1 protein-coding gene is annotated in these 1,559 nt (G+C 61.1%); it reads right to left on the bottom strand.

Features of this window, described 5'->3' with window-relative positions; all coding sequences use genetic code 11:
* A partial coding sequence (locus N3Z11_RS17995; RefSeq protein WP_260658567.1) for an amino acid adenylation domain-containing protein occupies positions 1-1,559 on the bottom strand: 1,559 nt, incomplete at both ends.

Raw genomic sequence — 1,559 nt, 5'->3', positions numbered from 1 at the left:
ACACGCTCTACACCCAGCAGTTGCTGCCACAACTCACATAACCGCCGCTCCGTCCCGGTCGACGCCGCCACAAACCCATCTTCCCTTGCAACACTCTGCATCGCACGCAACTGTTGCCGGTCTGTCTTGCCATTGGCCGTGCGCGGTAACTGCGCCAGCCACTCAAAACGCTCCGGCACCATATAACCCGGCAACCATTGCCTCAAACTATCCTGCACCACTTCCCTGCTGCTCACGCTGCCCACCAGATATGCCACCAGCACTCCTGAGCCCGCAACTTCCACCACCGCTTCCCGCACGCCCTCCAGCCGCTCCAGCGCCTGCTCTATCTCTCCAAGCTCTATCCGGTAACCCCGCACCTTCACCTGATGGTCACTTCTGCCCACATATTCCAGCTCACCTTCCTCAGTCCACCGCACCAAATCTCCGCTGCGGTACAACCGGCTCACGCTGCCATCCTCCCATCTGTGCTGTACAAAACGCTCCGCACTCAGCTCTGCTTTATTCAGGTAACCCTGCGCGACTCCTGCTCCACCCAGATATAACTCACCCACCACGCCCACCGGCACCCGCTGACCCACACTGTTGAGCACATGCAGCTGCCTGTTATCCAGACCCCGTCCTATCGTCGCACGTCCTCCCGCACGCCTTAAACTCCGCGTCGAATACGTCGTATCCTCCGACGGGCCATACAGGTCATACACCCGCTCCACGCCCGCCGCATACAGCCGCTCCACCGTGCTCTGCTTTAACGCTTCTCCCGCCAGATTCACCGTCCGCACACCCGCCGGCAAACCGCCCCTCTCCAGCAACGCCTCTATCACCGAGGGCACCGTATTAAACAGGGTCGCTCTGTGCACACTCCCGCTATCGAGCGACAACATATCCTCTGCCAGCACCACACTGCCGCCATGGCTCAGCGGCGCAAACAGCTCAAACACCGACAGGTCAAAGCACACCGACGTGCCCGCCACCACACCTGACAGTTCTGCACTGCTGTACTCACGGCCCGCCCAGCTCAACATCGCCACCGCATTGCGCTGACTTATCATCACGCCCTTCGGCTGGCCCGTCGAACCTGAGGTGTAAATCACATACGCCAGCTGTTCGCCACCTGCCACTGCCTCAATCTGCGACAGACTCTGTGTCACAATGCCATCATCCAGCATGAGCTCTGTTGTCACACCGTGACCCGCATCCACGCCGCGCTCTGTCACCACCACCGACAGCCCCGCATCCGCCGCCATATACGCCAGACGCTCTGCCGGATAGTCCGGATCTAACGCCACATAACCACAGCCGCTTTGCATCACACCCAACAGCGCCACCACCAGCTTCGGACTGCGCTTCAGGCACACACCAACCAGCTGCCCGGGCACGACCCCGTACTCTTCCTGTAACTGCTTTGCCAGACCCGCCGCCTGCTCCGCCAGCGTCCGGTAGCTCATCTGCTCATCACGCCAGTACAGCGCCACCGCCTCGGGCTGCTGTCTGGCACACGCAAACACCAGACCCGGCACACTCTGCTGCTGCGGATAAGGCTGTGCTGTCTGGTTCCA

This window comes from Rheinheimera sp. 4Y26, assembly GCF_025245835.1.
GTDB lineage: Bacteria > Pseudomonadota > Gammaproteobacteria > Enterobacterales > Alteromonadaceae > Pararheinheimera.
This window is presented reverse-complemented; position numbering and strand designations above follow the sequence as displayed.